Below are 21,404 nucleotides of genomic sequence, written 5' to 3'. Positions count from 1 at the left end.
CACTTCGCAACAGGAAATGGTTGCATTGTTGCCGAGATAGGAATTGATCAGCCGGGCCCCATATTTCAGCTGGGAGTGCGAAGCCATGATAAAGCGAACGGCCTTTACCCCATAGAAGACCCGGCATCCAAAACCGACGATGCCGTTGACCAGCTCGCAGCCTTCGCCCACCTGTGCCATGGCTTCGGCCGAAGAGTTGATCGTCAGATTTTTTAATTTGTTCGCACCCTTGAGATAAGCATCGCTGCCGATCCAGACGTCCTTGATGATCTTACAGTTCTTGATCACGCTGCGATCGCCCACCTTTCCGTAATATCCCCTGCGGTTGTCGAAGGCGGCCTCTGTAAATGCCTTGAACTTCTCCTGCAGGACCTGGTCATCCCGGTGCCGGGTCCAAAGCCACGCATCCCCCGGCAGCATCCCGTTGAACGGAATAATGCTCCGGCCGCCGCTCTCGTTACAGACTTCCAGCCAGATACGGATGGATTCTTCCTCCCCCTCTTTCAGGATGCCATTGCCGAACTTGGCATGATCGGTCGTAGCCATCTCGTTTGTATTCACGATCATGACATCGTTGCCGATGATATAGTGCGACAGATAATTGGTGTTGTCGATACAGACATTATCGCCAAGATCACAACTGATGATCGTACTGTTATACAGGCCCACCGGTCTGCGCAGGTTGTGAAACTCGAGATAGTAGGGTTCCAGCTTTCCGATCCGGATCAGCCCGAAGAACTTGCAGTTTTGCACCAGTTCCGCCGTGAAAGAATCCGAAACAAGGATATCGTTCCAGTTGGCCGAAGTATTCCGGTTGCGCACCAGTACCTCAATCTCATAGGCCGTCAGCTGCCGGTAATTGGCGCCGCTGCGATTCTGCACGTTCCGCAGATGGTATTCGTCCTTTCCTTTCGGGAGGTAACGGCTATCGATGAATTGATAACCAAGGGAGTTGATCGGGCTTTTCTTGATCTCGTTCATAATGGAGGTATGAGCTTATTCCACCGTTACACTTTTGGCAAGATTCCGGGGCTTGTCGACGTCACAACCCTTCGCCACGCCGATATAGTAGGCCAGTAGCTGCAAGGGGATCACGCTCAGCATCGGGGCGATGATCTCGTCGGTCTCGGGGATACGCATCAGGTCCTCCGCCATGCTCTCGATGATCGTGTCACCCTGGCTGATCACGGCGATGACCTTGCCTTTTCTTGCTTTTATTTCCTGGATATTACTGATGATCTTCTCATGATAGGAATCTTTTGTAGCCACGAACACGACCGGCAGCTGTTCATCCACCAGCGCGATCGGCCCATGCTTCATTTCTGCGGCCGGGTATCCCTCCGCATGGATATAGGAGATCTCTTTCAGCTTTAACGCACCCTCCAGCGCGACGGCGAAATTATAGCCCCGCCCGAGGTACAGCGCATCCTTTGCATCCTTGTATTTCAACGCCAGCCCGCGGATGGCCTCCTTCAGCTTCAACACCTCCTTTACCTTTTCGGGCACGCCATGCAGCTCGCTGAGCAGCTGCATATACCTCGTGGAGTCGATCGTTCCTTTCTCCCGGGCGATCTTCAGCGCGATCATCGTCAGCACCGCCAGCTGTGCGGTAAATGCCTTTGTCGATGCAACCCCGATCTCCGGTCCGGCATGCGTGTAGGCTCCGGCATTCGAGATCCGGGCGATGGAAGACCCGACCACATTAACCACTCCAAGGATAAACGCGCCGCTTTCCTTTGCTTTTTCGATGGCGACGATCGTGTCGGCCGTCTCGCCGCTTTGCGAAATGGCGATGATCACATCCCCGGGATGAATGACAGGGTTCCGATACCGGAACTCGGAGGCGTATTCCACTTCGACGGGGATGCGGCACAGCTCTTCAAAAATATATTCTGCTACCAGTCCGGCATGCCAGCTGGTGCCGCAGGCGATCATGATGATCCGCTTTGCCTGGGTCAGCTGCTGAATATTCTGCTGGATACCGGCCATGGTGATCGTTCCCTTCGTGGCATCGAGCCGGCCCCGTAAGCAGTCGAAGATGGTATCCGGCTGTTCGAAGATCTCTTTTAGCATGAAGTGATCATAGCCGCCTTTTTCGATAGCCGCCATCTCCATATCCAGCTTCTGGATGAAGGGGGTGATCTTCTCGTTCCCCAGATTTTTGAGGATCAACTCGTCGGATTTCAGGATCGCCAGTTCATAGTCATTGACATAAACCACTTCCTTGGTATACTCGATGATCGGCGAGGCATCCGAGGCGAGAAAATGCTCGCCCTTGCCGATCCCGATGACCAGCGGGCTTCCCTTTCGCGCGGCAATGACCGTATCCGGGGTATTCTTGTCCAGCAGCACGATCACATAGGCTCCCACCACCCGTTTAAGCGCGATGCGTACGGCCTCTTCCAGCCCGCATTGGTTGTTCTTTTGGATGTCCTCGATAAAATTCAACAACACCTCCGTATCCGTATCGCTTTGGAAATGATATCCCTTCCGCATCAGTTCCTGCTTCAGCTGCGTGTAGTTCTCAATGATGCCATTGTGGATCATCGCCAGCCGGCCGCTGGCGGATTGATGGGGGTGGGCGTTGCGGTCATTGGGCTCACCATGTGTCGCCCAGCGCGTGTGGCCCATTCCGGCATGGGCATGAACGTCCTTACCCATCAGACTATCTTCCAGTTCGGCAACCTTCCCCTTCTTCTTATAAACGCGGAGGTCATTATTGAGCAAGGCCACTCCACTGCTATCGTAGCCCCGATATTCAAGCCGTTTTAAACCCTTCAGAATGATTGGATAAGCTTCCCGTGGACCTATATAAGCGACGATCCCGCACATAGTAGCAAAATTTTAGCAATACTACTTAAAAAAAGTGCCCCGTCCAAAGGACGGGGCTACTGATTAAAAGTACAACGAACGATTTTATTTATTCTTCCAATATCCTTCTATCCAGACCCAGTTATCGTTGACATACTTCCAATGGGGCTTCACCCATTGTTTATCACCCGAGGCCGAAGCCGTCGCGCTGCTGTATTGATAAGAGGAAGGATGATTATCGGTGCCCGGCCGGTTCTGCAATGAATCGGGATGGGGATAGTTGTAATTGTTGTCGTCGTAATTATTGTTGTTATTGGATCTGGGCTGCTGTGGTTGTTGTTGCTGCGGCTGCTGCTGATCCTGCTGATCCTGCTGTTGCTGTTGACCGGATCCATCGCCATACGGGTCTTCCGGCTCGTCATAATAGGGATCATAATAATAGCCCTGCGGCGCATAATTCGCCCCATAAGGACCATAAGGGGAGCCATAATAGCCATAGGGATAACCATAGTACCAGGGCCAGCCAAAGCCAAGCCCGAGCCCAAGGCCAAAACCCCAACCCAAACCACCGTAGTAACCCCGGTAGCCGCCATAATACCCGCGGCCCCCATTGTACCCACGACCACCATAATATCCGCGATTACCGCCTACATAGCCATGACCCCCATACCCGCCGCGAAATCCGGCGCCGGCAAAGCCGCCGCGATACCCTGTACCCGGTCGGATGTTTGCGCCGGGATATCCGCGGACACCGGCGGTACCGACCCCACGGCCCGAATAACCGGAGACCCCGCGACCCGAATAACCGGAGACGCCACGTCCCGAATAACCGGAGACGCCACGTCCGGAATAGCCGGAGACCCCACGGCCCCCTGAAAATCCGGAAACGCCACGGGCGCCGGAAAAACTCCTGGCGCCACCACCGGAAAAGCCCCGGCCAGCGCTCCCGCCCGAAAAACTCCTGCCGCCACCGGAAAAGCCTCTTCCGCCGCCGCCGGAAAAGCCACCCCGGCCCCCGCCGCCACGCTGTGAATAACCGGCGACCCCTACCAACAGCAAAAGAGCTGTCAGCAAGGCCATCTTATGTTTTAATTGTTTCATAAACTACTTTTAGATAATTGTACGGATGTTAGACCATCCCGCAATTCCATAGTTTAATTTACGACAAAAAATCAGTGGAAAAAAGCAGGTTAACCAATGCGCGCACTTCATTAACAAACAGGCTGTTATAAAAGTATCCCACGCATGATCACAAAGGCCACCGAGAAGTAGATCACCAGGCCCGTTACATCCACCAGCGTGGCGACAAACGGCGCCGAAGAAGTCGCCGGGTCGGCGCCGAATTTCTTCAGCACGATGGGCAGCATACTGCCGGCAAGGGTTCCCCAGAGGACCACCCCTACAAGGGAAAATCCAACCGTGCTGGCAATCAGGAAGGAGTGTTCGCCATACGTGTGGAAGATCTGGTTCCAAAGGACCACCCGGGTAAACCCGATGATCCCCAGCACAGCGCCAAGCAGCATTCCCGACACCAATTCGCGCCGGATCACGCGCCACCAGTCCGTGATAGTGATCTCCCCAAGCGCCATCGCCTGGATGATCAGGGTTGAGGCCTGGCTTCCGCTATTGCCGCCACTGGAAATGATCAGGGGAACAAAGAGCGCAAGCACCACCGCCTTGGCGATCTCGTCTTCGAAATAACCCATGGCCGTGGCGGTGAGCATCTCGCTCAAAAAGAGCACAACCAGCCAGACCACCCGTTTCTTAAAAAGTTTCAGCAAGGGGATCTCCAGGTAAGGTTCATCCAGGGCTTCGGTACCCCCGATCTTGGTGATATCCTCAGCGGATTCTTCCTGCGTAATCCACAGCACATCGTCGATGGTCACGATCCCCAACAAAATATTGCTGTTGTCCAACACGGGCAGCGCCACGCGGTTGTTCATCTTGAAAGCCTCGCTTGCCGCCTCCTGGTCGTCGTTGACGTTCAAAGCGATATAGCGATTATCAATAACGTCTTTAATCTCTTTCTCCGGGTTGGCCAGGATGATCTCCCGGATCCGGATATCATCGATGAATGCCCCCTTGTCGTCGACGACATAGATCACATCGATGGTTTCACTATCCTTGCCCACTTCCCGGATATGATCGATCACCTCGCTCACCGTCCAGTCTTTCTGAACCGCGATATAGTCCGGGGTCATCAACCGGCCTACGCTTCCTTCCGGGTAACCCAGCAGTGAAAGCGTGATCTTCCGCTCTTCGGGATCGAGGGTCTTGATCAGTTCTTTCACCACTTCACTCGGCAATTCCTCCAGAAAGGAGGTCCGGTCGTCCGCCGAGAGGTCGTTTAGCAGTTCGGCAGTCTTGAAGGCAGGCAATTCCTGGATGATCCTTTTCTGTGTCGGCACATCCAGGATCTTGAAGGTGCTGGATGCCCGGTGGATGCTCAGATGACCGATGATCTGCACCTCGTATTCGGGAAATTCGTAGATCAGATCGGCGACATCACTGATATTCTGATTATTCAGGAATTCCCTTATATGTAGAACATCCTCCGACTGGATCACCTCCTGGAATTGGTCCTTTAGATCGATATTTTCCGCTTCTAACGACATGGGCCTCAAACCTACGTAAAAATGTTAAATTGCCCGCCAAAATCAAAAGCAGACGAGATGATCTTACCATCACTGTTCATTGCTCCGACATCCGAAATGGGGCGTGGCGTCTTTACATCCGGGGATATCGCAAAAGATACCGTCATCGAAATATCCCCCGTCATTGTGATGACCGGAGAAGAGCGCCGCCTGCTGGACCAGACTTTATTGCACGATTATATCTTCGAGTGGGGCGATCGCCGCGAAAGTTGTTGCATGGCGCTGGGCTATATTCCCCTTTATAACCACTCCTACAAGTCCAACTGCGAATATGAAATGGATTTCACGCAACAGCTGATCACGATAAAGGCGGTCCGGTTTATAAAGGCCGGCGAGGAAGTGTTTATCAACTACAATGGGGATTGGAACAAAAAGACTCCCGTGTGGTTCGACCGCGGTTAACGGAACCGCTGAACCCAGGGTAAGGTCGGCGGCTAGCGCCGCTTCCGGCTCGTTACCGGCGAGAATTTCAGGACAAAATTAATCCCGACGCTATTCATCTGCACCTGCCCAAGCCCCAGGTTTCGTGTCGGCAGTTTCATATAGGGGGCGATCACCAGCGACAGGCTGTTGCTCAGTCCCGTCTCCACACCCGCCGAAAGATTGACGGTCGAGAAAAGATTGTTAGGATGGGTGCCCAGATGCGTCACCCCATTGCATTCTTCCACATTGAAATGATGCCAGTAGAGATTGGCATTCTCGCTCGTCATCAGGTAAGAGGACGAACCCGCGCTGATAAAGAACAGGGTATTCCCTGCGACGCTGAAATCATACCGCAGATTCAGCGGGATCTCCATCATATAAAAAGATCCTTTTACAAAGCTGACATTGCCATAGATGCCGTTGTTCTGATAGAACCCGGGCGGCGCATGATAATCCTGGTTGCGGGCAGCATAATTCTTCCGGCTGGCCAGAATACCCGTGCTGAGATACCAGTGAGGCGCAAATTGATAATCGACCGTCAACCCGATGCTGCTGCCGGCCTTGTCCCCGGCCAGTGAGTTCACCGAAGTAAAATCCGGCGCGAGCAACAGTCCGAATTGCCAGTTGCGGTTGATCCGGTAGATCCCTTTCTTCTTTATCAGGGTAGGTGCGGTGGATTTTGAAGTAAAGGCCCGCAGTGCGGAGTCGCCGATAACGCTCCTTCTGCCCAGTGACCCCGGCCGCTGAACGGTTGAAAGACTCAACTCCCGGCTTTGAGCGGCTGGACCCGTCGTGCCTGACATCCCCGCCCCACCTTTCGCTCCCCCTGCGCCTGTCATTCCAGCCGCACTTGCCGCGCCCGGTCCGGCTCCCGACCGTCCACGCCCTCCACGATTATTATTGTTATTTGCCGTTCTGCCTCCGCGCGTCAAATGAATGCCGGCATTTCCGGTCTTCGTCGCCACGCCGTGCGCAGCAACCCCATTCGTTGCGGCATCATGGGCCGCATCATTCGCCCCCGCGTTATTTCCTTTCGGCGCATTTCCTCTCACCACATCCTTCCCGTCAGCCCCGCCGGTTGCCGCCTTCTCATCCGCACCCTTTCCATTCCCCTGCCCGTTGGCAGTGGCGCTGTTTGTATTGGAAGAGGTAGCGGGTGTAGAAGTAGCCTTATCGGTAGAAACGGAATTTTGTGTTTGAACAGATGTTTTTTGCGTGGGTGTCTTCGCTGTCCCGCCGGGACTGCTGCCGGATGAAACCCCCGGCCGTATCAGGTAGTACGTCACACCCAGCAACAGGAGCAGCGCCGGCGCATAGTAGAAGGGGAAGCGCCGGATATGCCGTATAGGATTCCAGCCCGGACGGCCGAATTCCTGGGTCATCCGAACCTCCAGCCGGTCCCAGGAACGCGGACCCAACACATCGCCGGGTTCATATTCCTGAGCCGCCTCCTTACTGAAGCGGTCCAACTCCTTATCGGATAGGTTCAACATAAGCTTTCTGGTCAGTTTTTTTTGTTAGGATCTTTCGTAGGTTCTCTCTTGCTTTTGACAGATTGGATTTAGATGAACCAATGGAAATATCGAGATGTTGGGCAATCTCCTCATGCGTCAACCCCTCGATGACAAAAAGATTGAAAACGGTGCGATAGGCCGGCGACAACTGCCGGATGGCTTCGATAATTTCCTTGTAGGATAAGATATCGATCCCCGTTTCCTGCTTGTCCGCAATATTTTCAGCATCTTCGGACAACATCTGCCCATTGATATAGGATGCATTCTTACGATAATGATCGATACAGGTGTTGACAAGAATACGCTTGAACCAACCTTTTAGTGACGCCAACACATCCGCATGACGGGACTCCTCGAATTGATGTATATTCTTGAAAAGCTTGATAAATCCTTCATTCATGATCTCTTCCACTTGTTCAAGGTTATTTTGATAACGGTAACAGATCTTAATAGCATAATCCTTGAGCGTGTTGTAAAGCTCCTTCTGGCTTGCACGGTCATTTCCCCTGCAACCGGCAATTAAGGCGTGTATTTGCGTGTTTCCTGCAATCAATTCGGATGTGCGGTATTTGAGTGGTAGATAATAAGAACGCACAACTTAGTTTTCCTAATTGGCATTATACGTAAAGGAAATGTTAATGGTTGCTTTTTTGAGGCCAAATAAAGAAATCCGTCGGTAAGCTCGAGCTCAACGAATTATTACTTTGATAGACAATATTTTATCGTGGCAATCCCGTACAGGTAACGGCGAGATCGGCCTGCATGAAGAGCTGCGCCTGGATATTTTTCTCACCCGCCAGCAGTCCGATCAGCCTCAGCTGTTTCAGTTCGCCCGTGGTGTAAAGATTGGGCATGATCACGCGGTTGAGCTGCGTATTCAGCGACGGCATATTCGTCTTTAACAACGCCGCGAGGTCCAGTACGCTATTTCCCTGCACGGTACGCCGGATCTTACCCCGCAACAGCGCCCGCGCCATCTTGACAAGAAGCTCATGACTCTCCAGTGAATAGGAGATGTCCGGTACGCTAAGGGTCTGTCTGGCCGTATCCAACACCGGCGTACCCCGTAAAAAGATCCGGCCCGTATAACTGCCGCCGAAGTCGATCCGCAGTTCGATCTTGTGCCGCTCGGTTCCCCGCACCGCCACCTCTTTGACAATGACTGTCTTGCCTTTGTATTCAAAGGATTTGCCGTGCAGCGAGTCGTTCAGCAGTTTGCTGATAAAGGAATATTCGTAGGTGGCGGGAAGATAGAGCGTTACACCATTCCGGTAAGGACCGGGATGCAAAGCGGGCAGGGGAGGGGGCGCCGTGCTCCGGCTGTCGGAACTCAGTTCCGGCCGGCAGGATATCCCAAGGCTCACGGCGAAAGTGTCGCGGACATAATTAAGCGTACCGACCCGCACCGCCGTCGGGTTGATGATCAGATAACCGTATGGACCGATCGGTGTTTTCTGCCAGGCCCGGGTCGCTGTCTGACGCAGATAGCCGGCGATATCCGTTTTACCCGCCGCGACATCGAAGCTCTTACAAAAGAAGTTTACGCTGCTTCGGATGCTGTCGGCGATGGTTTGGGTCATGTCCACGGAAAAGATCGACATATTACAGGGATCAAGCGCCTTCACCTGGTCGATGGCCGAGACGGTGCGGATATGATAATCGGGTTGAAAGTTGATCAGCGAACTAAAGGCGATATCCACGCGGCGCATCGGCTCCCGGTCGAAGCCGCAATATCCCATCACCCACGGACTGACGGGCTTGCCGATCGCGCAAAGACATTTGCCGCCGGCAACCTGGTAATTGCCCTCCATGGCAATGCTTACCCGGTTATTGGTACAATGCAGGATAAACCCACTGCGGACAAAACGATATTTATACCGGAGATCACACGAAGGCTGCAGATAGTTCGGCCAGCCGGGCGAGAGGAATTCCCTTGGAAAAATGGAATCGGCCGCGATCAGCAGGGGCCGGCCGGCGATCTTGATCGGCAGATCGATCTCCGAAGGCGGAAGGGCAGGCAGACTGTCACTCACCAGTACGGTTACCGGCGATGGCGTAAGCTTTTTGGCGGGGGAACAGGCGATGAAGCCCGTCGTCACAACAAACAAAAAAATCCGCGGCAAAAGGGAAACACGCATGGGGGGGATCTTACTTTTTTCTTGCCTTGATGGCGGCTGTTTTAGTGTTATCAATCACATCCACCAGTCCACCCGAGAAAAAATTATCTTCCGTCAGCTGCCAGAACATCACCCCACCAAGTTTCTTCCGCAGCGCATATTCGGTCTTCAGCCGGATGGATGTAGTGTCGTCGAAGGAGGCAAAGATCTGGTCCTTCGCATTGTATTTATACGGCGCCTGCGCAACGGAATCCCAATGATACACATAGCCGCTGTCTGCTGAAAGCTTCGTCGCCTGATCGCGGTAGGAGACACCCCGGTAGAAATGACAGGGGCGGTAAAGCCCGTTGTTGACGCTGTCTGCCCCCTGGAAAAGCCGGGCGTAAAAAGCCATCCCGATGGCCACCTTTTTCAGCGGAACCCCCGCGGCCTCCAGCCAGCGGACCGCATGATCCACCGACTCGACCTGCTGCGGCGTGGAATAAAGCCCCGTATGATGTCCCGTCTTCGTGCTATAGCCGTTGATAAGATCATAGGACATCAGGTTGATATAGTCGACCAGGGGCGCCACCTGCTTCCAGTCGATGGATGTTTGTAAATAGGTCGTAAAACCACCCGCGGCAAAGCTGATCTCCGCCTTTGGAGATAGCGTCTTTCTCAGCAGTCGAACGACAGCCGTAAAATTGTCCTTGTCCTGTGGCGTATAGGGATAACCGGGAACATTCTCCAGCGCCGGGTATTCCCAGTCCAGGTCGATCCCGTCGGTGTGAAAATAATCGCTCAGCTGCCGCGCACTGCGGGCAAACTCCCGCCGCCCGCTATCCGTTGAAAAAACATCGGGGCAGGTCTTACAGCCGCCCCAGCCGCCAAGCGACAGGATCACCTTCAAACCGGGATGTTTTGCCTTCAGCGCGACCAGCCCCTCGATGGTGGCTGTATCCCGCGCATTGTTCACATTGAGGCGATTGCCGTTCAGATGACAAAAGCTGAAAATGATATGGGTTAACTTTTGGGTTGGAAAACTGTCGATACCCGTACTCCTTCCCGCATAGTAGCCGATAACGGCCAAACGCTGGGCGCTGATGGTGTAGCTCACAAACACAAAGAAAAAAAGAAGAATGCCGGGTCTTTTGATCATAATAAAATTTTGCAGACCGAATGTAATATATTTATCGGGTAAAAATCTGCTAAATGTATCGTCGTCAATTCCTCGCCGCCACCGCCGCCGCGCTCGCCGCGTCCTCTTTTCCATTCACCCATGGCATCGCGGCGCCGACGGCCGCACTCACCATCCAGCAGGTGATCGATGCCCTTCTCGCCGATATCCCCGGTGCACCGTTCCCCAACACGGTGGATACCATCAAGACCGGCAATCCGCAACAGCCCGTAAAAGGTATCGTCACGACCATGTTCGCGACCAATGAGATCATTGGCAAGACCATTGGTCTGGGCGCCAATTTCATCATCGCCCATGAACCCACTTTCTACAACCATCAGGACGATACCTCATGGCTCAGCGACGATCCCGTGTATAAATACAAACGCGATCTCCTTGACAAACATGGGGTCACCGTCTGGCGTTTCCATGACGGTATCCACGCACACAAGCCCGACGGGGTCCGTATGGGCGTCCTCCAGGCTCTCGGCTGGCATCGGTATTACAATGCCAATGATCCGTTCCTGATCGAACTGCCTTCCCCGGTCCCCCTAAGCCAACTCCTCGCACATTGTAAGAAGAGCCTCGCTATCGGCAAGGTGAAGTTTATCGGCGATCTGATCCAGGACTGCAAACGCATCGTCCTTTCACCCGGCGCACCAGGCGGCCAGCGGCAGATCGGAAACATCCAGAAATATCAGCCGGATTGCTTTATCACCGGGGAGCTCAACGAATGGGAAACGAGTGAATATGTCCGCGATGCCCGTATCCAGGGCAGGAAAACATCCCTTGTCGTTCTCGGCCACTCCGTCAGCGAAGAGCCCGGCCTCGAATGGCTCGTTCCCGTATTAAAACAAAAAGCCCCCGGAATTCCGGTTACACACCTTCCTTCCGGGGACCCCTTTTCGTTTAGCTGAGCTATTTCGCAAACTGTGAGCGGATCACGTTCAACGCCCCACCGGCCCTGAACCAGCCGATCTGCTGTTCATTGTAGGTGTGGTTCAGCGTGATCTCATCCTTGCTGCCGTTCTTATGGTTCAGTACCATCGTCACCGGCTTGCCGGGTGCAAAATTCGTCAGACCGACGATATCGATGCTATCGTCTTCCTGTACCTTATCATAGTCTTCTTTATTGACAAAGGTCAGCGCCAGCATCCCCTGCTTCTTCAGATTGGTCTCATGGATCCGCGCAAAGCTCCGGACCACGATCGCGCGGACACCCAGGTGCCGCGGTTCCATGGCCGCATGCTCACGCGAAGAGCCTTCGCCATAGTTCTCATCACCGACAACCACCGAACCCACGCCTTTCGCCTTATAGGCCCGGGCGGTTGCGGGTACGGGACCGTATTCACCGCTAAGCTCGTTCTTCACGGAATCCGTCTTATCGTTGAAGAAATTGACGGCGCCGATAAGCATGTTATTGGAAATATTATCGAGGTGGCCGCGGAACTTCAGCCAGGGCCCGGCCATCGAGATATGGTCGGTCGTGCACTTGCCCTTGGCCTTGATCAGCAGCTTTAGTCCTTTCAGATCGGTGCGTTCCCACGCAGCAAAGGGTTCGAGCAGCTGCAGCCGCTGGCTGTCGGTCTTCACCGCGACCTGGATGCCCTTTCCATCCCTGGCGGGCGCCTGGTAACCGGCGTCCTCAACGGAGAATCCTTTGGGCGGCAGTTCTACCCCCTTCGGTTCGTCCAGCATCACATCCTCGCCTTTTTCGTTCTTTAGCGTATCCTTCAGCGGATTGAAGGAAAGATGACCGGCGATGGCAAATGCCGTTACGATCTCGGGGCTGGCGACAAACGCATGCGTACTCGCAAGACCATCATTGCGCTTGGCAAAATTTCTGTTAAAGGACGTGATGATCGAGTTCTTCCGGTTGGGATCGTCGATGTGCCGTGCCCATTGACCGATACAGGGACCACAGGCATTCGCGAGCACAACGCCGCCGATACTATCGAACGTCTTCAGGAATCCATCCTTCTCGATCGTATGCCTCACCAGTTCGGAACCGGGAGTGATCGTAAACTCGGCCCTTGTCTTCAATTTCTTGTCGATCGCCTGCTGAGCCAGCGACGCGCTGCGGCTGATGTCCTCATACGAAGAGTTGGTACAACTGCCGATCAGGGCGACTTCCAGCTTTTCGGGCCAGTTGTTGTCCTTGACGGCCTTTGCGAACTCGCTGATCGGCCAGGCCAGATCGGGCGTGAACGGCCCATTCACATAAGGTTCCAGCGTGTTCAGATCGATCTCGATCACCTGGTCGTAATATTTTTTCGGCTCGGAATAGACTTCCTTGTCGGGCCGCAGGTAATCCTTGATACCGTCGGCCAATGCCGCGACTTCTTCCCGGCCCGTAGCATTCAGATAAGCAGCCATCTTTTCGTCATAGCCAAACACCGAACACGTAGCTCCGATCTCGGCGCCCATATTACAGATAGTGCCCTTACCCGTCGCACTCAGACTGTCCGCGCCCTCGCCGAAGTATTCGACGATAGCGCCCGTACCGCCCTTTACCGTCAGGATGCCGGCGACTTTCAGAATTATATCCTTTGCACTGGTCCAGCCGCTCATCTTCCCGGTCAGCTTGACGCCGATCAGCTTTGGCATCTTCAACTCCCAGGGAAGCCCCGCCATCACGTCAACGGCGTCGGCGCCGCCGACCCCGATGGCGACCATGCCCAGACCACCCGCATTGGGGGTGTGGGAATCGGTTCCGATCATCATTCCGCCGGGGAATGCATAGTTCTCGAGAACTACCTGGTGAATGATGCCCGCACCGGGTTTCCAGAACCCGATGCCATATTTATTGGAAATGGAAGCGAGAAAGTCATAAACTTCTTTATTGACATCCTTGGCCGTTGCCAGATCGGCGACAGCGCCGGTTTTGGCCTGGATCAGATGGTCGCAATGCACCGTCGAAGGAACGGCGACTTTGTCCCGGCCGCAGGTCATGAATTGCAACAGGGCCATCTGGGCAGTGGCATCCTGCATTGCTACGCGGTCCGGCGCAAAGTCTACATAATCCTTACCCCGGTCGTAAGCACGCTTCGGAGTCTCAAAAAGGTGGGAATACAGGATCTTTTCAGCTAAGGTCAGCGGTTTGCTCACCAGCTTACGCGCAGCGTCTACTTTGGCAGGCATGGCGCCGTACAGCTTCTTAATTAAGTCTAAATCAAAGACCATGATAAATTTTTTTTATATGTTGTCGCGCCGAACGGACCATGGGTCCCGGCGACCGCAAATTTAACTTAAAAATGGTTCTCTGCCCCCGCGTTTTTTTTATAAATTAGCTGTATGAACAGACTGAAACACTTCATCGAGTGGCAAGTGTTTGGGGTATGCACAGCAATAGGTGAAAGAATGGGTATCGCCACTTCCCGTATCCGGACCTGGTTCATCTACATATCCTTTCTCACCATGGGCTCTCCCCTCATTGTGTATTTCATCCTTGCATTTTGGATGAACATCAAAAGGTATATCCTTTCCGCACGGCGAAATCCTCTTAAATATCTTTGATTACCCACTCGCGTGTGAGAGTAACCCCTTTTTTTCACGTAACTTACCCGGATAAGGGCTAAATCCTTCTCCTTGTTCCAATTCGATTTCTCATATACTGACTATGAGCAATTGATGAACGACCTGGCACAACGGCTAAACGTGCCGGTAGTAAATCACCAACTCATCTTCCCTGAGTCTGTCGCCTCCGGTAGCCTCACATTTATCCGTTTGCCAAACGGTATTCATGTCAATATCGTCAACTGTAAATTCAACCAGGACTGGTTGCTTTGCCGCCGCAAGATGCGCGAGCAGTTTTATACCCTTCGCTTTCATGAGCTCACCATCCCCGGCATCCTTGAGATCCGGATCGGCGACGAACGGCTGAAGGAGTCGAATACATCCCGCTCTATTGCTTATCTCACCGATTCGCTCATCGACTGGGGCTATCTGGGCGCAAAGGGAACCGTCTATAAGGGGATCGATGTCCTTTTCAGCCCCAAATGGCTGGCAGATTACCTGGGTTTACAGGAGATAGACGACGTTCTGTCCGCCTATCTTTCACTAAAAGTGGAGAATGTGCACCGCGAACCCCTGGACAGCGAATACCGCCGGCTGATACAGGAGATCGTAGAGGCCGAAGAATCCAATCCTTTGCGGCTGGCCATTATCCAGAACAGGATCATGCTCCTGATCGAACGCTTCTTCCTGCGGATCTACCAGCGCCGTAAGACCGCCTTCCTGAATATCCCGCTTTCAAAAGCTGATATCGACCGGGTTATGAAGGTGGAGGCCACGCTCACCAGAGACATTTTCGAGCCCGCACCCACCATCAGCCAGCTCGCCCGGATGGTTTCCATCAGCGAATCCAAGCTTAAAAAGGACTTCAAGCTCATCTACGGCATCCCCGTCTACGAATATTTTCAGAAAGTGCGTATGCAGGCCGCCAGGGATAAGCTACTCGCAGGCGGCCATTCGGTGAAAGCAGTGGCGATGGAATTGGGCTATTCCAACCTCAGCAATTTCACCATCGCTTTCAAGAAGGAATTCGGGCTGTTGCCCAGCAAACTGTTAACCCCATATTAAATCCCCTTCCCAATTAGGGAAAATACCCACTTATCGGTATCTTTGTGTTATCCCGTTTTTAATTCCTCTTTTTCCAGAAAGACCAGAGCTGATCCTTCACCCTCTAGTACCCGGAAACTACTTTTCGAATTTTCACAAGCTGTTCCAGTAATCCCTGTAAAAGATCAAGTCTTAGCATATTGGCGCCATCGCTTTTTGCTATGGCAGGATTAGGATGCGTTTCTATGAATAGGCCTTCGGCGCCGGTGGCAATTGCAGCTTTCGCGATCGTGCTGATCAGTTGCGGATTGCCGCCGGTGACCCCACTGGTTTGATTGGGCTGTTGCAGTGAATGCGTACAGTCCATTACCACGGGAGCCCCATGCTCCTGCATCCAGGGGATATTGCGGTAATCCACCACAAGGTCCTGGTACCCGAATGTCGTTCCCCGTTCGGTCAGCACGATCTTCTCATTGCCTGCCTTCCTTATCTTTTCAACTGCGAATTTCATCGCCGGGCCGCTCAGGAATTGCCCTTTCTTTACATTGACGACCTTCCCCGTTTCCGCAGCCGCGACAAGGAGATCCGTTTGCCGGCAAAGAAAGGCCGGTATCTGCAGAATGTCCACGTACTTCGCCGCGGGCGCCGCCTCATCATGCGCATGGATATCCGAGGTCGTCGGGAGCTTGAATTTCTCGCCGACCTTCCCGATCAGCGCAAGGCCGTTGTCATCCCCGATACCCGTAAAACTGCCCGCACTGGTCCGGTTCGCCTTCCGGTATGACGCCTTGAATACGTAGGGAATACCCAGGTTACGGCAGATGCCGGACACCTTCTCGGCCACCTCCATCACCAACTCCTCGCTTTCCACCACGCAAGGACCCGCGATAAGAAAGAAATTCTTCTTATCATAGGATTGATGTTGAAATAAATCGTGTAAGAATTGCATCCCGCAAACCTACGTTTTTTTTGTTTGGCAAAATCCTTACGTTTGCACCCCAAAACCCCCGACATGCTTAAAGAAAAAGTACTGGTCATCGGCGCCAGCGGACAGATCGGCGTTGAACTCACCCTTGCGCTGCGGCGCATCTATGGGAATGCCAACGTGGTCGCTTCCGACCTTCGCGAGGAGAACGACCTCCTCAAGGGCACCGGTCCCTACGTCTCCCTCGACGTTATGAACAAGGAAATGCTCCATGTCCAGGTCATCCGCCAGAATATCACGCAGATTTACTTGCTGGCAGCTATCCTCTCGGCTACCGGCGAAAAGAACCCCAACCTCGCCTGGCATCTCAATATGCAGGGACTCCTCAACGTCCTCGACATCGCCCGCGAAGAAAAACTGCACAAGGTGTATTGGCCCAGCAGCATCGCGGTATTCGGTCCGACCTCACCCCGTCAGGACTGCCCCCAGCGGACCATCATCGAACCCAGCACCGTCTATGGCATCAGCAAATATGCCGGAGAGTTTTGGTGCAACTATTTCTTCGAACGCTATGGCGTCGATGTCCGCAGCATCCGTTATCCCGGGCTCATCAGCTATAAATCCGCACCCGGCGGCGGGACCACCGACTACGCCGTGGAGATCTTTCACGAAGCCCTCGACGAACGCAAGTATACCTGCTTCCTGAAAGAAGATACCTATCTGCCGATGATGTACATGCCGGATGCCATCCGCGCAACGATCGAACTGATGGAAGCACCTGCTGCCAGGCTGACCGTGCGCACCGCCTACAACGTCTCGGCGTTAAGCTTCTCGCCAAAAGAGATCTCCGCCGAAATAAAAAGCCATATTCCCGACTTTACCATCCGCTATCAACCCGACTACCGACAGCATATCGCCGATAGCTGGCCGCAAAGCATCGACGACTCCGTCGCCAGAACCGACTGGGGCTGGAAGCCGGAATACGATCTCAAAAGGATGACCGCCGATATGCTGCAGAATCTCGAATAGCCGCCGGCGACGATCGGCCCGAATGACAGACAGGCGAATAGGCTACCATTTCGATCGACTTTTTTTACTATATTGCGGTTCAACAGATTGAAATGGACTTGCTACGAATCATCCTTCCCCTGCTACTGGCCGCACAAACCCATGCGGCCGCTCCGACTTTCCGCAACGGCGAATGGCGCGCCCTCCTTATCCGTAAGGATGGCAACGACATCAGCTTCAACTTTGACGTAAAAGACAGCGCCGGTAAACAGGTGCTCTATCTCCGCAACGCCGGCGAACGCATCCTCGTGGATGATATCACCCGGAGCGGCGATTCGATCTTTATAAAGTTCCCCTTTTATGAATCGCAACTGCGCGCCCGCGTTACCCCGGAAGGTAATCTCGAAGGGGTATGGCTCCGGCATCTGGCGGCCGATTGGCTGATGGTACCGTTCAGGGCCTTCTATGGCGAAGCCTACCGGTTCCCCGCGGCAAAACCCGCCGGCAATGCAAAAGTCGCCGGCCGCTGGGCCGCCGTTTTCCGCGCCACCAAAAGCACCGACACCACCTTTCGTGTTGGGGAATTTCAACAATCCGGCTCACGCGTTACCGGCACCTTTCTCGACGCCGGTGGGGACCTCCGCTATCTCGAAGGTTCGATCGGCGGCGACTCCCTGAAACTCTCCTGCTTCGACGGAACACACGCTTATTTTTTCACGGCAAAGCTGGAAGGAGATAAGCTGACCGGCGGCTACTACTATGCAGGTCCGACGGCTGTCGAAACCTGGACGGCTCACAGAGATCCGAAAGCAAAGCTCGAAGACCAGTTCGCCATGACGAAATGGAAGAAGGACATGCCCTTCACTTTTACATTCAGGGATCTCGATGGGAAAAATGTCTCTCTGGCCGATCCCCGTTTTAAAAACAAGGTCGTCATCATCCAGATCATGGGCTCCTGGTGCCCCAACTGCATGGACGAAACTCGCTTCCTCAGCGGTTTCTATAATGAATATCGCAACAAAGGAGTGGAGGTGATCGCCCTCGCCTACGAACGCAGCACCGATTTCCAACGGAGCCAGGCCAGCGTGCGCACCTTCCAGAAGCGCTTCCGGGTCAACTATCCGATGCTGATCACCGGCGCCGCCGTCGGCGACCCCGACCGCGCGGCTAAGACCCTCCCGCAACTCGAAAGCATCGTCAATTTCCCGACAACGATCTTCGTCGGGAAAAGCGGTCATATCGAACGCATCCACACCGGCTTCAGCGGTCCCGGCACCGGGCAGCATTATGAAGACCAGAAACAGGAGTTCTATACTCTCGTAAACGATCTTCTCGCAGCTAAGTAAACGATAACGGCCAGGGCAGTTGCCAGCATCAGCCAGCCAAACCAGTCGCCCCAGCGGCTGTACAAGGTCGTCCCCGCCGACGGTCGCACCATCCCTGTCATCGTCGTCAATCCACGGCTCTCACTGCTCATCTCGAAAGCCACCCTTCCCCGGTCATCGCTGATCGTCATCCGTCCCTCCCTGGCATTGCGAACCAGTGAATAACCGTTTGCCACGGCTCCGACGATCGCCACCCGCGAATGCCACCACCCGTCCCGGACAAAATCCCAGGCCGGCGCATACAGTACGCCGATACCCGCGCGCCCATAGTTACGCATATACCCTTCAAAATCGAGGTCCTTACAGATCGCTACCCCCGATTGCCCCAATATCCCCGGCTTCATACCATGGGCGAAACCTTCGATGGCTTCGCCTTCGAATAAATGCACTTTTTCATAAGAATGAACGAGTCCTTTTGCCGGGTCGAACACCGCGGCGAGGTTTGCCATCGGCGGCGTAATATTCGTATACCCGGCAACGATCCTCATCCCAAATCGATCTGCTGCTTCCGTCATCGATATCCGCATTCCATCGGCGGTAAATTCCGTTACAGGCAATGCCTTCTCCGGCAATACGATCAGTCTGGCGCCCTGTTCGCCCAGCTTCTCTATCTGCCGGATATACCGGAACAGGATGCCGGATTCGTCGCTATCACTCTTTGGATAGATACCATTCCGATACACCCCCTCCTCCACCGTCACCATCCCCACTTTCACCGGCGCACCGTAGTCTCCCGTTCGCAGCCGCACCAACCCAAAACCCATCACCGCCACTACGACAACAACCGGCCCCATCCACCCCCGGCGCGAACGCAACACACCCACCATCAATGCCGGCACAAGGCAAAGCACAAACGTGATCCCCGCCACCCCCGTCAACGCCGCCAGCTGGATCACGGGAAGAAAAGAAGCCTGTGTATACGCCATACTCACGATCGTCCCATCCCTGCCCAATAAAGCAAAAAGAAATTCTATCGCCGTCCATGAAGCGGCAAAGCTTAACGCCGCCAACACCGGCTGCCCCCGCCGCAAACAGGTCCTCGCCGGCAAAACCGCCAGTGCAAACAGCAGCGCCGGCATTGTCGTAAAGATCACTGCCGGAACGGGGGGCAACACACTCAGCAGGAATCCCAGCCAGGCCAGCCGCCCCAGTAAAAACGCAAAAAAGCCCAGGCTGAACGCGCCAAACGCGCTAAGCCTCGGCGAATACCACAACACCGGCACGGGCGCCAGCCAGATCGGCCACCACCAGTGCAGCCCCAGGTCGAAAGAAAGCCACCAGCAGGCGCCGGCGATCAGCACGACCGCAATAAAACGTAGGTACATTCTTTTTTCGACAAACATACTCCGCCCGCAACGGGCAAAATTGTAAATTTTAGACATCGGTCCCGCCGTCGCCCTACACCGCCTGGTTGCGGATCAACAACTCCGCCACCGGATTCTCCTCCGGCCGGAACTGCCCCGGCGTCATCCCCGCAAACCGGCTGAAGTCCTTTATAAAATGCGCCTGATCATAATAGCCGCAGGCATGACCCACCGAAGTGAGGGTAGTCGTACCATCCATCCGCCGGATCGCCTTGTTAAATCGCACCAGCCGCGAATACCCTTTTGGCGTATAGCCCACTTCCTTCAGAAAGGCCCGCTCCATGCGCTTATAACCCCAACCCACCTGCTCACACATCGCTTCCACCGAAATGCCCTCAACCCTCCGCATCGTATCCAGGGCCGCCTGCACCACCGATGACGGCGTGCCGGCCAACATCGGACAAAACCCCTCCTCCACCAACCGCACCCGGCACTCATCGCTGCCGGTGGCCCAAAGCTGCTGATACATCTCCTCAACACCCGGGCCAAGCAACTCCGCGGCCGGCAACAGCCGATTCAACAATAAATGCAGTGGGGTAGGGGCGAACGCCCCAAAACATCCCGGCCGGAACCGAACGCCAAACAACCGCACCTTTCCCTGTGGCCGGCAAAAGAACAACCGGTCCCGCTGACCCATGATATGAGTTCCCCGCAACACGAGGCCATCCATCAGCCACTGGACTTCATCGCCAAGATTGAAGATCAATTCCACGCGGCCGCCGGGGATCAATCGCTCCACCCGGCCGGCCGGACAATCGCCCTGCCATGTCCAATAACATTCGACATGAGCGGCCATCAGGGCCGAAGGACGATACTGCCGGTAGGTGAAAGCTATTTCCATAACACGGTACCCACTACTTTATTTTGATCGATAAAGCCGAGAAACCGGGAGTCCTGTGATCGCCCCCGGTTGTCCCCAAGCACAAAGAATTTTTTTGACGGGATTCGCAACGGGCCGAAATTGTCGATGTTCCAGCTTTTCTGATAGGTGCGGAAGATCTCCTCGTCCCGGAGACCTGCGGGGAGGATATACCTTGCACAAGGCAGGCCTTCTTTCTTCACGACACGCTCCTCGAGCGGAACATAAAGCGTATCGGTGTACGGCGGGATCGTGTAGGCCTCTTCCTCTTTGTATTCCAGATCCGCCGCATGTTGCTGGCTCACTTTATAGATATGCTTTAACCGCAGTTCTCCGTCGGCATTCTTTCCATTGACAAAAAGTATTCCGCTCTTTATCTCGACGACATCTCCCGGTACCCCGCAGATCCGGTGGATCAGCATCGTCTTGCCCCGCATCGGCACAACGACCCGATAGGCGACAGTATCAAACCGTTTCGGTCTCTTGAGATTAGTGATAAAACAAACGGTTCCGGCCGTCTTGAGGCAGAGCATCGCATTGGTCATCCGGCCAACAAGCCACAGGCAAAAAATAAGGCCGCATCCGATGGCGGTCAGGATCAGGGGGTTCAAATGCAGGGGTTTATTCC

The 21,404-nt window shown here is 54.2% G+C and carries 19 protein-coding genes; 6 read left to right on the top strand and 13 right to left on the bottom strand.

The window, feature by feature from the left end; translation table 11 throughout:
• From VGM48_RS18440 to mgtE, 4 genes are all read right to left on the bottom strand, one after another.
• Window positions 1–981: DUF4954 family protein (locus tag VGM48_RS18440; RefSeq protein ID WP_331581875.1), on the bottom strand; the 981-nt coding region annotated here is incomplete at its 3' end.
• Window positions 982–996: 15 nt separating this feature from the next.
• Window positions 997–2,832, bottom strand: a complete 1,836-nt coding sequence (glmS, locus tag VGM48_RS18435; RefSeq protein ID WP_331581873.1) for a glutamine--fructose-6-phosphate transaminase (isomerizing) — start codon at window positions 2,830–2,832, stop codon at window positions 997–999.
• Between the two features lie 84 nt (window positions 2,833–2,916).
• Window positions 2,917–3,912: a hypothetical protein gene (locus VGM48_RS18430; RefSeq protein WP_331581871.1), complete on the bottom strand. Its 996-nt coding sequence runs from the start codon at window positions 3,910–3,912 to the stop codon at window positions 2,917–2,919.
• 125 nt (window positions 3,913–4,037) lie between these two features.
• Window positions 4,038–5,426, bottom strand: coding sequence for a magnesium transporter (mgtE, locus tag VGM48_RS18425; protein ID WP_331581869.1), 1,389 nt, complete (start codon window positions 5,424–5,426; stop codon window positions 4,038–4,040).
• Between the two features lie 57 nt (window positions 5,427–5,483).
• Here mgtE and VGM48_RS18420 point away from each other — a divergent pair, with 57 nt between their 5' ends.
• Complete coding sequence (locus VGM48_RS18420; protein WP_331581867.1) at window positions 5,484–5,867, top strand: SET domain-containing protein; 384 nt, start codon at window positions 5,484–5,486, stop codon at window positions 5,865–5,867.
• Window positions 5,868–5,899: 32 nt separating this feature from the next.
• On the opposite strand, the gene VGM48_RS18415 is transcribed toward VGM48_RS18420, so the two are convergent.
• The 4 genes from VGM48_RS18415 to VGM48_RS18400 all read right to left on the bottom strand — a co-directional run bounded on the left by VGM48_RS18415 (window position 5,900) and on the right by VGM48_RS18400 (window position 10,657).
• The gene (locus VGM48_RS18415; protein ID WP_331581865.1) at window positions 5,900–7,381 is read right to left on the bottom strand and encodes a hypothetical protein; all 1,482 of its coding nucleotides are present in this window, start codon (window positions 7,379–7,381) and stop codon (window positions 5,900–5,902) included.
• Window positions 7,362–7,997, bottom strand: coding sequence for an RNA polymerase sigma factor (locus tag VGM48_RS18410; protein ID WP_331581863.1), 636 nt, complete (start codon window positions 7,995–7,997; stop codon window positions 7,362–7,364). The genes VGM48_RS18415 and VGM48_RS18410 overlap by 20 nt, the downstream gene beginning before the upstream one ends.
• 124 nt (window positions 7,998–8,121) lie before the next feature.
• A complete protein-coding gene (locus tag VGM48_RS18405) occupies window positions 8,122–9,540 on the bottom strand; it encodes a DUF4403 family protein (RefSeq protein WP_331581861.1) in 1,419 nt (472 codons plus the stop codon).
• Window positions 9,541–9,550: 10 nt separating this feature from the next.
• The gene (locus VGM48_RS18400) at window positions 9,551–10,657 is read right to left on the bottom strand and encodes a glycoside hydrolase family 18 protein (protein WP_331581859.1); all 1,107 of its coding nucleotides are present in this window, start codon (window positions 10,655–10,657) and stop codon (window positions 9,551–9,553) included.
• Window positions 10,658–10,710: 53 nt separating this feature from the next.
• Between VGM48_RS18400 and VGM48_RS18395 the strand changes: the two genes are divergently transcribed.
• The gene (locus tag VGM48_RS18395; RefSeq protein WP_331581857.1) at window positions 10,711–11,592 is read left to right on the top strand and encodes a Nif3-like dinuclear metal center hexameric protein; all 882 of its coding nucleotides are present in this window, start codon (window positions 10,711–10,713) and stop codon (window positions 11,590–11,592) included.
• Window position 11,593: 1 nt separating this feature from the next.
• On the opposite strand, the gene VGM48_RS18390 is transcribed toward VGM48_RS18395, so the two are convergent.
• Complete coding sequence (locus VGM48_RS18390; protein WP_331581855.1) at window positions 11,594–13,858, bottom strand: aconitate hydratase; 2,265 nt, start codon at window positions 13,856–13,858, stop codon at window positions 11,594–11,596.
• A 111-nt stretch (window positions 13,859–13,969) separates the two neighbouring features.
• Here VGM48_RS18390 and VGM48_RS25620 point away from each other — a divergent pair, with 111 nt between their 5' ends.
• Both VGM48_RS25620 and VGM48_RS18385 read left to right on the top strand, forming a co-directional pair.
• A complete protein-coding gene (locus VGM48_RS25620; RefSeq protein WP_325583926.1) occupies window positions 13,970–14,191 on the top strand; it encodes a PspC domain-containing protein in 222 nt (73 codons plus the stop codon).
• A gap of 72 nt (window positions 14,192–14,263) precedes the next feature.
• Window positions 14,264–15,256 carry a helix-turn-helix transcriptional regulator gene (locus VGM48_RS18385; RefSeq protein WP_331581853.1) on the top strand — a complete coding sequence of 331 codons (993 nt, stop codon included), beginning with the start codon at window positions 14,264–14,266 and terminating at the stop codon, window positions 15,254–15,256.
• A gap of 103 nt (window positions 15,257–15,359) precedes the next feature.
• Here the strand turns inward: VGM48_RS18385 and kdsA are convergent, their stop codons facing one another.
• A complete protein-coding gene (kdsA, locus tag VGM48_RS18380; protein ID WP_331581851.1) occupies window positions 15,360–16,184 on the bottom strand; it encodes a 3-deoxy-8-phosphooctulonate synthase in 825 nt (274 codons plus the stop codon).
• Window positions 16,185–16,247: 63 nt separating this feature from the next.
• Here kdsA and VGM48_RS18375 point away from each other — a divergent pair, with 63 nt between their 5' ends.
• Together VGM48_RS18375 and VGM48_RS18370 are read left to right on the top strand one after the other, a co-directional pair.
• The gene (locus VGM48_RS18375; RefSeq protein WP_331581849.1) at window positions 16,248–17,189 is read left to right on the top strand and encodes an NAD-dependent epimerase/dehydratase family protein; all 942 of its coding nucleotides are present in this window, start codon (window positions 16,248–16,250) and stop codon (window positions 17,187–17,189) included.
• A gap of 92 nt (window positions 17,190–17,281) precedes the next feature.
• Window positions 17,282–18,514 (top strand): TlpA disulfide reductase family protein, encoded by a 1,233-nt coding sequence (locus VGM48_RS18370; protein WP_331581847.1) that lies wholly within the window; start codon window positions 17,282–17,284, stop codon window positions 18,512–18,514.
• Here VGM48_RS18370 and VGM48_RS18365 read toward each other — a convergent pair.
• From VGM48_RS18365 to lepB, 3 genes are all read right to left on the bottom strand, one after another.
• The gene (locus VGM48_RS18365) at window positions 18,478–19,878 is read right to left on the bottom strand and encodes a nitrilase-related carbon-nitrogen hydrolase (protein WP_331581845.1); all 1,401 of its coding nucleotides are present in this window, start codon (window positions 19,876–19,878) and stop codon (window positions 18,478–18,480) included. The genes VGM48_RS18370 and VGM48_RS18365 overlap by 37 nt on opposite strands.
• A gap of 73 nt (window positions 19,879–19,951) precedes the next feature.
• Window positions 19,952–20,758 carry a helix-turn-helix transcriptional regulator gene (locus VGM48_RS18360; RefSeq protein WP_331581843.1) on the bottom strand — a complete coding sequence of 269 codons (807 nt, stop codon included), beginning with the start codon at window positions 20,756–20,758 and terminating at the stop codon, window positions 19,952–19,954.
• Window positions 20,749–21,387 carry a signal peptidase I gene (lepB, locus tag VGM48_RS18355; protein ID WP_331581841.1) on the bottom strand — a complete coding sequence of 213 codons (639 nt, stop codon included), beginning with the start codon at window positions 21,385–21,387 and terminating at the stop codon, window positions 20,749–20,751. The genes VGM48_RS18360 and lepB overlap by 10 nt, the downstream gene beginning before the upstream one ends.
• Between the last annotated feature and the right edge of the window lie 17 nt (window positions 21,388–21,404).

Origin of the sequence: Puia sp., from assembly GCF_036500295.1 — a bacterium.
GTDB lineage: Bacteria > Bacteroidota > Bacteroidia > Chitinophagales > Chitinophagaceae > Puia.
The sequence above is the reverse complement of the archived record's forward strand: the minus strand, read 5'-3'. Positions and strand labels throughout refer to the sequence as shown.

Coding starts and splice junctions, on each gene's coding strand:
- glmS (WP_331581873.1), bottom strand. CDS start 2,832: ATGTGCGGGATCGTCGCTTATATAGGTCCACGGGAAGCTTATCCAATC.
- VGM48_RS18430 (WP_331581871.1), bottom strand. CDS start 3,912: ATGAAACAATTAAAACATAAGATGGCCTTGCTGACAGCTCTTTTGCTG.
- mgtE (WP_331581869.1), bottom strand. CDS start 5,426: ATGTCGTTAGAAGCGGAAAATATCGATCTAAAGGACCAATTCCAGGAG.
- VGM48_RS18420 (WP_331581867.1), top strand. CDS start 5,484: ATGATCTTACCATCACTGTTCATTGCTCCGACATCCGAAATGGGGCGT.
- VGM48_RS18415 (WP_331581865.1), bottom strand. CDS start 7,381: ATGTTGAACCTATCCGATAAGGAGTTGGACCGCTTCAGTAAGGAGGCG.
- VGM48_RS18405 (WP_331581861.1), bottom strand. CDS start 9,540: ATGCGTGTTTCCCTTTTGCCGCGGATTTTTTTGTTTGTTGTGACGACG.
- VGM48_RS18400 (WP_331581859.1), bottom strand. CDS start 10,657: ATGATCAAAAGACCCGGCATTCTTCTTTTTTTCTTTGTGTTTGTGAGC.
- VGM48_RS18395 (WP_331581857.1), top strand. CDS start 10,711: ATGTATCGTCGTCAATTCCTCGCCGCCACCGCCGCCGCGCTCGCCGCG.
- VGM48_RS18390 (WP_331581855.1), bottom strand. CDS start 13,858: ATGGTCTTTGATTTAGACTTAATTAAGAAGCTGTACGGCGCCATGCCT.
- VGM48_RS25620 (WP_325583926.1), top strand. CDS start 13,970: ATGAACAGACTGAAACACTTCATCGAGTGGCAAGTGTTTGGGGTATGC.
- kdsA (WP_331581851.1), bottom strand. CDS start 16,184: ATGCAATTCTTACACGATTTATTTCAACATCAATCCTATGATAAGAAG.
- VGM48_RS18375 (WP_331581849.1), top strand. CDS start 16,248: ATGCTTAAAGAAAAAGTACTGGTCATCGGCGCCAGCGGACAGATCGGC.
- VGM48_RS18370 (WP_331581847.1), top strand. CDS start 17,282: ATGGACTTGCTACGAATCATCCTTCCCCTGCTACTGGCCGCACAAACC.
- VGM48_RS18365 (WP_331581845.1), bottom strand. CDS start 19,878: ATGTACCTACGTTTTATTGCGGTCGTGCTGATCGCCGGCGCCTGCTGG.
- VGM48_RS18360 (WP_331581843.1), bottom strand. CDS start 20,758: ATGGAAATAGCTTTCACCTACCGGCAGTATCGTCCTTCGGCCCTGATG.